General features: G+C 56.7%; 4 protein-coding genes. All 4 read right to left on the reverse strand.

What is annotated here, in order from left to right:
* Positions 1-158: 158 nt before the first annotated feature.
* Positions 159-2774 carry a DUF4965 domain-containing protein gene (locus WHS88_07925; GenBank protein ID MEJ5260100.1) on the reverse strand — a complete coding sequence of 872 codons (2616 nt, stop codon included), beginning with the start codon at positions 2772-2774 and terminating at the stop codon, positions 159-161.
* A gap of 66 nt (positions 2775-2840) precedes the next feature.
* Positions 2841-5174: a sugar-binding domain-containing protein gene (locus tag WHS88_07930; protein MEJ5260101.1), complete on the reverse strand. Its 2334-nt coding sequence runs from the start codon at positions 5172-5174 to the stop codon at positions 2841-2843.
* Positions 5175-5212: 38 nt separating this feature from the next.
* Positions 5213-8287, reverse strand: a complete 3075-nt coding sequence (locus tag WHS88_07935) for a family 43 glycosylhydrolase (GenBank protein ID MEJ5260102.1) — start codon at positions 8285-8287, stop codon at positions 5213-5215.
* Between the two features lie 204 nt (positions 8288-8491).
* Positions 8492-9372 (reverse strand): LamG domain-containing protein (locus tag WHS88_07940; protein MEJ5260103.1); only part of this gene is annotated, 881 nt, incomplete at its 5' end.

Here is a 9372-nt window from a genome sequence, read left to right on the forward strand (position 1 = left end):
TCATTTTCCCTCGTGACGGCAGAGAGGCCTTTGAACGGGTCCTGAAACAGATGTCCGTCTATGGAAGAGTGCCGCTTCGGAGAATAGGAAAATGCCGGCCGTCCTTTGTGCCGTTTTTAAAATCTCCTATCGTCTTTTGCGCCGGCCGTCCGCTGTTTTTATTCCTGTTCCGTCACATAGGCAAACCCGGCATCGATATATTGGCCTCCGCCGGTCTGTCGGCAGGCAATCGCCAACACATTGCTGCCCGGCCTTAGCGCCGCCCGTGCCTCCGGAGAAAGGGGAATGATTTGATAATCAGTAGAGTACCCTTCCAGTTTAGCCGCCAGGACACCGTTGATATACACGTCAGCATCCTCATCGTGATGAATCAGCAGGCCCAAGTCCGGACGAATCTCTTTGTCCAGCGAAAAGGTCCGCCGCAGCCAGATGGCCGGCGTGTTCCACACGGTCCGCACCCGGCTGCCGGGCGTGCCGCGTGTTCCAAACCCGCCGGGCCCGCGCTTCCAGCCCGCCGAGGCCGCATCAAACCGCACCTGCATCCAGTTTTCCGACGGCTTCTCAAAGGTATAGAACCAGATTTGGGCACTGTCCCGCGAGGTCGGAACCACTTCTGTAATCACCGGCGGCTTCGGCAGCGGGGCCCAGGTTCCCTGCACACGTTCAGCACGAGAGACCCATTTTTTCCAAACCTCCGGATTGTCCATCAGGCGAATAAAGACCCCGCCGACAACGGGCCGGGCCTGAAATCCCTGATGTCTGGCGTTGTGCGTCCAGTACCAGTCCGTCATCGGCACCCGGTCCGGCGTCTCGTTCAGAAACCGCACAATCGGTGCAATCAGGGCTTTAAAATCCTCCTCTTTGCCTGTCAGACATGCCGTCCAGACAATCCAGTCCAGCTTCGTATAGTCGCTGCGGTTATCCAGCGGCAGCCCGTAGGGCTTCTGAACCTTCCGATAGAACGCCATCTCCTTTTCCGCCACCGACGAAGGAAACAGATTCAGTTTCAGCAGCCGGTCCCAGACCAGATTGTACTTCTGGCTCCAGGTGCCCGGCTTGTCAAACGCCAGCCGGTAGTGGTCCCCGTCGTCAGCCATCTGCATCCACTGTTTGGCATACTCTTCCGCCGTTTTGCGATAGACGGCCGCTGTCTCTTTCTGTCCCATCATCTCCGCCATCTTCGCATAGGCCCCCAGCGCTGTAATCGCCTTCATTGACAGATTAACATTGTGTGCCAAATGCCCTGCGAAATCATCAGTGCACAGCTGATTTTCGGGGTCCAGTCCTTTTGCCTTCAGATATTCCGCCCAGCGGGTCAAGATGTCCCAGTAGCGGCGGGCAAACTCGATATCCCCTTCGGCCTCGACCACCGCCGCCACCAAAAGCAGCATATTGCCGCATTCCTCTACGGGCATCTGGTTCTCTTCCGAATGCTCGCCCCCTCCGTACACCTGCCCCATCGCGTGCGGATAGGTTCCGATGTCATGCGGTGCAAACGGGAATTTCCATCGCTCGCTGCGTCCGTATTCGAGAATCGGCACAAACGACGCCTTTGCGAGCGTCGGATTCAGCAAAAGCACCTGCGGGGCAAACGGATAAAAGACATCCACCGTTCCCATACAGCCGTTGCTGAAGTTCTCCTTGCTGAACATCAGGGGCATGCCGTTTGTGTCGGCCGCAATTTTATTAGCCCCGAGCGCCTGCCGATACGCCAGACAGCCGATGGCGACATAGTCGGCGCCGCCCGCCTTGTACAAATCCTCCATCAGTTCTGCATCAAACCGCTCACACGCCTGTTCAAGAGACTCATACTGCTTGTCCGACTCGACGAGGAGAGTCTGAATGGTCTTGCCGTTCCGTTTCCAGTAGGCCTGCAGCCGCTTGCCGAAATACAGAATCGATTCAATATCATCATAGGCCAGAATAGCCCGACAGGTTTTGCCGTCTCCGCCGACCTTGCCCAAATCAAACTGCATCGCCATCACCGGTGCATTGTCGCGAACGGCCCGCGGCATCTGCCGGTCCATCTGGGTCGGCAGCACTCCCTTGTCCGTAAACTCCCTGCGGCAGTCCTCCGCCTTGGCAATGACGGTCTGCACCGGCTGCTTATCCGATGCCGCCAGATAGAAATACCCCCAGTCAATCCGCACATCATCGCCTTTGCGTCCAAGGACGTTCTGCTGTCTCGTACCGGCTTTTAAGACCTTCAGGCCCTCGATCGAAGGCGTCTCCCAAACAACCTCCTGCGACGGCTCGTTAACCGCCAGTTCCATCCCGGCATCCAGATACACGCTGACCGCGTGATTCATCCCGTCTAATGCAGAGCAGCGCCATGTCAGATACACCACCGGCCGACTCATCAGGTCAATATTATCCGGCAGGGCCGCCTGCAGAAACTCCATCTGGAGCCGAACACCGGCCCCTTCAAAGGTATAAATCGTTCGAGTCGGCAGCACCGAAAGGCCTGTCTGCCTGAGCACCGGAAGCTCCGCTGGCTCTTTGCCCATCAAGCGATACGTCGTCCCGTCAATCCGCACCAGCGATGTAAGCGGATGAGGCCGTCCGGTCCAGTGCCGTGTGACATCCCCATAGAGCGTATCCGAAGCCGACCAGATGCTGAAATACGGGTCGCAAACCACCAGCGGCACCGAAGGCGGACGCACCAGAGAGGAGGCCGGCAGCCCCCACGCAGAGGCAAACAGCCCATGCAGACAAACCGCCGAAATAACCCAGAAACCGATTCCTTTCCGTCCTGCTGTACTCGTTCGAATCATTCTCATCTCCATCGTTACCTTGTCGTTTTTCAGCCAAATTCTCATACGTTTTGCAGCACAAAACACTTACAGCATCCCGGACCATTCCGAGGCCAGCATCGCCAAATCCCCGAAATCCACACGGCAGTCCTGATTCAGGTCCGCATAGGGATACCCCCACTGTCCGCAGGCATCGGACGTCTGCACGGTCTCGAGGGCCAGGCCGACATCGATAAATTGTCCGCCGGCAGTCTGACGGCAATGCACAGCAATCAAATTGGATTGGCCCGCCCGCAGGGCTGCACGAGCCGCCTCGGTTATCGGAAGATAGACATAACTGGTCGTATAATTGGGAACCGCGGCCGCCAAAACGCCGTTCAGATACACCTCGGCATCTTCATCGTGATGAATTCGAAGCACCAGACGATTCATCTGCTCCGACGTCAGCGACGGCAGAGTAAATGTACGCCGAATCCAGATGTCCGACGTATTCCATTCCGTTCCCACCACGGCACCCGGCGTACCCGTCGTCCCGAATCCTCCGGGGCCTTCCGACCAGCCGGCATCATTGAATCCTTCATTCATCCAGCCGGAACTCGGCTGACTGGTTGTATAGCGCCAGGTCTGAGCCGTTTTTTCCGACGTCGGAACCACGCTTTCAAACGAACGGTTCATGGCATTCGACTGACGAATCGCCCCCACATCGGCCTTGATGACTTTTCGGTCATAGGTAATCAGACCGTTGATTTCCACTTCCACATCCGTAATCTGGGTATAAACACCGGCACTGAGACCCAGTTCATCCCGCAGACCGGCCAGCTGCTGGATATACGCATCATACAGCTGTGCCAGCTCCTGGCCCGTGTTGACCATCGTGTAGCCCCATGAATTGGGATTCCACATATGTCCCTCCACCCGCATGCCGATGCCGCCGTATTCTCCGCAGACACTGGCTCGGGTTTCCGTCGGCGCCAGCCCGCCGGGGGCCGGGTAGCTGTGCGTATCAATGATATGTCCGACCGGATGGTCTACCCAGCCGCTGGCATTCGAAACCAGGCGAGACGGGTCCTGCGCCATGACCTTCTGCGTCAGACGCACCGTATCATACTGGCCCCATCCTTCATTAAAGATCACCCACATAATGATGGAAGGATGATTGCCCAGCTTCTCAACCATCTGCTCCAGCTCCCACTCAAATTGAGTGCGCAGGTCGCCGGACGGGACACTCCGCATGCTGGGCATATCCTGCCAGACCAGCAGCCCCAGTTTGTCCGCCCAGTAGTACCAGCGGGCCGGTTCAATCTTCACATGCTTGCGGACCATATTGAAGCCGAACGCCTTAATCATATCCAAATCCCACTTCAGCGCCTCGTCCGTCGGAGCCGTATAGAGCCCGTCCGGCCACCAGCCCTGGTCCAGGGGGCCGATCTGGAAGACAAATTTGCCGTTCAGCAGAAGCCGCTGGACGCCGTTGACCTTCCCGATGCCGACTTTGCGCATTCCAAAATAACTCTGCACCTCATCGAGCACCTGAGACCCCTGTTTAATCCGCACTTTCAAATCATACAGATACGGGTCTTCCGGCGACCAGAGCCGAACGTTCCGCAGCCGCAGTTTCAGGTCTTCCCCCGCCGCTCCGCTCACCTGACCGGCTTTCTCGGTTCCCTGATAGGCAACGGCTTCCACCGTCAACCCCTGCGCAGAACCGCGGACAAATGCCTTCACCCGCACCAGCTGATTGTCGACATCCGGCACAATCTTGATGCGCTCAATCGATACTTCGGGCACCGGTTCCAGCCAGACCGTCTGCCAGATGCCCGTTACGGCCGTGTACCAGATGCCGTTCGGGTTCAAATCCTGCTTGCCGCAGGCAATCGCCTGGCTGTTGGTCGGGTCATACACCCGCGCAATCAGTTCCTGCGGGCCGCCGGATGTCAGATGCGGAGTAATATCGAAAAAGAAGGGGTCATACCCGCCGCGATGAATCCCGACCGACGTACCATTCACGAACACCTCCGCCTCCCAGTCCACCGCTCCGAAATGCAGCAGAATCCGGCGTCCCTGCCAGGCCGACGGCACGGTGAAAGTCCGACGATACCACAGACGCTCATGATGCTCCATCACACCGGAAATCGCCGATTCCACCGGAAAGGGAACCAGAATCTCGCCGGAGAGATTTTGTCCTGTCGGCACGGGGTCCCCCGCATTGCCCGGCTGATACTGCCAGAGCCCGTTGAGGTTCAGCCAGTCCGAACGAACCAACTGCGGACGCGGATACTCCGGCAAAACGGCCGAGGGTTCAACCTGCTGCGCCCACGGAGTCATCAGCGGGGCCTGCTTGAGTGTCCAGGCATAGCCCGTCGTTCCCAAAAGAATCAGAAGAAAAACCGCTGCCGCCCATACTCCTGAACATTTCCTCATGGCTAAATCCTTTCCCATCTGTTTTTCATTCGGCGAATTTATCGTCCGCTCCGATTAACACAGGCATCCTGTCCGGGAAGCGTGCAGATAAGCCATTCCTCCGCCAGATACACCAAATCTTCCATATCAATCACACAATCCAGCGTGAAATCGGACAAGGCATATCCCCACGCACCGCACTCATCATCCAGAACCGTTACAATCACCGGCTCGACCTCCAGTCCGTTATAGTCCGGGTCTTCGGCACTTTCGACCGTCACCGAAAGAGCAATCTCCTGTCGGTCATTTTCCAGTTCATTGTCATCCACCGCCGTAATCAGCACCGCCTGCGGCACATTCCAGTCCAGCAGCGTAAAGGTCAGGGAAGTCTTGTCCAGAAGCACTTGCCCCCGCTGCTGCTGTTCAGCCAGATGCACCGTCACAGTTCCTGCAGGCGGATTTTTCAGAGAGAAGAACAATGGCCCCTGCCCGCCGTTTTCAGGAATTGTTAAGTCCGCCGGCTCTGCAATAATGCCGGCATATTTGACTTCATAGAAAAGAAGTTCTGAAACATCCAGTGCTCGGCTGCTGATGCGGACTTCATCAATCAGTCCGTAAAACCGGTCGGTATGTACTCCGTTGTACAACCCTCGCGCCACCGACCAGCCGCCGCCGTGCCAGTCCGCCCCGACTGAATCATCCGCTACCAGCCGCGTATCCGGGCTGCCGGAAGCAGCCAGATTCGTTTCGGCGAGGAGCTGATAGCCCATCTGCTCTGCGGCATCATTCAAATACAGCCGCAGCCGCTGCCCGTCGCAGACCGCCGCCATATGGTACCACCGGCCGTCATAACGAATCAGCCCCGGCGCCGAAACCGCCTCGTGCCAGTACCCCGAAACATCCGCAAATTTAATCGCGACGGCATCCGTCGGAAGAAGCTGAAAATACAGGGCCGCCAAAGAACCGTTTATCGTCGCCACATTCCTCCCGTCTCGGCCGACAATCGTCCGATAGCCGCTGCTGCCGGTCGGTTTGAAAGAGGCCTCGATCGTAAAGGCAAACGGCTCCCACGTTTCCAAATCCAGCAGAACATCCGACCGCCCCGTCGAGGAGGTAAACAACCCCGGAAACGCATCCTCATTCTGAAGACTGAACTGGTTGGCCTCCTGACTCTGCGGAACCGTCGAGGCAGGCACATCCGTTCGATACCAATGCCCGGCAAATGTATCCGACCAGCAGGATAAATGATTGCCGTTGCCGGATGCATCCAGCACCGCCGGATAAAATGCACCGTTGGCCAGTCCGCCGTGCGGGACCCGTGCATCCGCCGGGCCTTCTTCAAACCGCCAATAGGCCATCACGCCGGGCATGCCGCGGCGGCTGCACAGAAAATCCTCCGGCGACAAAGCCGCCTGACTGATTCGCACCTCATCGATATAGCCGTAGGCCCGGTCCGTATGTCCGCCGTTATACAGCCCTCGTCCTACGGACCAATCCCCCGCGTCCCAATCCGCGCCGTCACCGGCGCCAGCTGTCAGGGAGGTATTCGGGCTGCCGCTGGCGGCAATGTTGGTCTGCGCAATCAGTCTGTAGGCCGTATCAACCCCCAGCTCCATCAGATACAGCGAAAGCGTTTGTCCGTCGCTGACTGCGGCCATGGCATACCACGGAACCCCCACCCCGTCCGGATTTGTCGGATAATCAAAACTGGTAAAAACATTCGTCGCTGAAACCGCCTGATGCCAGTACCCCGATACATCGCAAAACTTAACGGCCAGACGATTGTTCGGCGCCGCCTGGAAATACAGCGCCGACAAGGCCGGCGTACCTGTGTTCGTTCCGTAGCTGTCCCGGCCCACAATCGTCCGATACCCGCCGTTCTCCAGCTTAAAAATCGCTTCGACCGTAAACGCCGCCGGTGTCATTGCCTGCAGCTCATCCGCCGAACACCACATCGCCGGTCCGCCGCCGGTATTCTTCACACTCAGCGTATTCACAGCCCCGGTCTGCGGAATCGGGGTTACGCCGACCTCCGAACGATAGGCATACCCGCCGCCCCCGCCTGTCTGCCACACACTCAAATGATTTCCTCGCCCTGTCACATCCAAAATATCCGGAGCATACACCCCGTCGGAGGCTGTATGAACGACAGCACTGCCAGCTTGACCGTCCTCAAACCGCCAATACGCCGCCGCTCCCGCATTCTCCTCAACAGCCGGTGCCGGCTGCGGCACCCCCCGCGTAGCAATCCCGTGCAGAACCCCCTGTCCGTCAAACCACATCGGGTCCAGACAAATAAAACGATTCCAGCTGATTTCCGTATCCGTTTTCTGATGATAAATATGCCACAGATTGCCCCGGGCATCCTTCACGATTGCCCCATGCCCCGGGCCGTAAACCCCATTCCCGCCGGCAACAATCGGGTTGCCCGCATATTTCGTAAACGGCCCCATTGGATTCGCCGCCGTCGCATATCCGACCGCATAATAGGGTGAATCCGCCCCGCTGCCAGAATAAACCAGATAATACATTCCGTTGTGTTTGAGCATCCAGGGCCCTTCCGTCACCGAACCCCAGCGCATCTCCCACGACTGCGACGGCTCGAGAATCATCTGCCGCGTGCCCATCAGCTGCGTCGGACTGGACATCCGCTGCACATAAATATGCCCGACATCGCTGAAATACAGATAAAGACTGCCGTCATCATCCTGAAACAGATGGGCGTCAATAAAGCCGTTCAGCAAAATGCCCTGATTCACAAACGGCCCTGTAGGCTTGTCTGCCATCGCCACCCCTATTTTGAAATCCTGCGTATAATACAGATAAAACTTTCCATCGGCCTGATTGTAAAACACATCGGGCGCCCAGACATTCACCCCGCCGGGCACAAAAACCTTCGGCCCCTTGCTCCAATGAACCAAATCATATGAAGTATAAACATGATAACTGACATTATCCCCCGTCGGATACAAATAATAGATTCCGTTGTAATAAAGAACCGCCGGGTCCGCCGGACCGATTTCCGAGATAATCGGATTGGTGTAGGATACTGCCCCCTGCAGCCCCGCTGAAAAAACCAACCCCATCAAAACCATTGCTGTCCACAGGATTTTCCGACTGCTGACTTGATCCATACTTTTCTCCTGATTTCACCCGCCTGCCGACAGAGGGACCGCATTGCTTTTTCAGATTTTTCGCCCGGTGAGACGAAAACAGACCTGAATACCCCCCATCTTCATGAAAACATTTCTGCTATTTTTTTTGAAGAAGCGGATGGAGATTTCTCTCCATCCGCTTCCCCTATCGCCAACTGGATCCGCCTTACCGAAAGACGTTCCTTACAAACAATCCGGATACAGACCGCAGTTGAGCCACTGAGCGGCAATCTGAGCCAAGTCTCCGAGGTTCACAATGCAGTCGCCGTTCAGGTCATACTTGGCATCCGGACGAGCGGAGGTGACGCAGACCGACTGGCCGGTCGCCAGATTGTAAATCGCCGCTATCTCCATTTCCGACAGCGGATAATTGTACAATTTGACTTCATCAATCTGACCGGCAAAGAAGTTCAGATTCGTCTGCAGCGACCCGATTCGCAGAACCTGCGGTTCGTCCTTGGTGCCCAGCGGACCGGTGCCGGTCGCCTGCAGAACCCCGTCCACATACACGCACATCTGACCAGTCTGGGCATCGCGCGTTGCCACACAGTAATGCCACTGACCGTCATTCACAACTTTCGTGGACTGAATGGTCGTTTGAGCCCCGCTGATATCGCCGATTCCGAAACTGAACACACTGCCGCGCAGTGTGGTGCCGAAATCATTGTGATTCCAACCGGTAACTTCACCGTCCACCAAACCTTGCCCGTCAAACCAGCCGTTGCCCACACCTGCTGTGGATGTCGTCTTAATCCACATGGCAATCGTCATGCCGTTCTGGATGGTTCGCGGAATCTCAACCGCTTCGTCAACACCATTCAGCGAAATGCATTGTCCCTGCACACCGGCTTCATACGTTACCGGCAGTTTAACCGCCGTTCCGTGATAGCCGCCGACCGAATCATCCAGATTGTTCTCAAAGGAATACCAGGCCACCAGCCGCTTGACTTCCAGATAAGCCGGAGCGGAACTTGCCGTTACGGGACTGTCGTTGCTGACCACACAATAATAGTGCCGTTTCCAAAAAATAATTTTAGCATTTTCTAAATTCAAGACTTGCGCGA

This window comes from Anaerohalosphaeraceae bacterium, assembly GCA_037479115.1.
Classification (GTDB): Bacteria; Planctomycetota; Phycisphaerae; order Sedimentisphaerales; family Anaerohalosphaeraceae; genus JAHDQI01.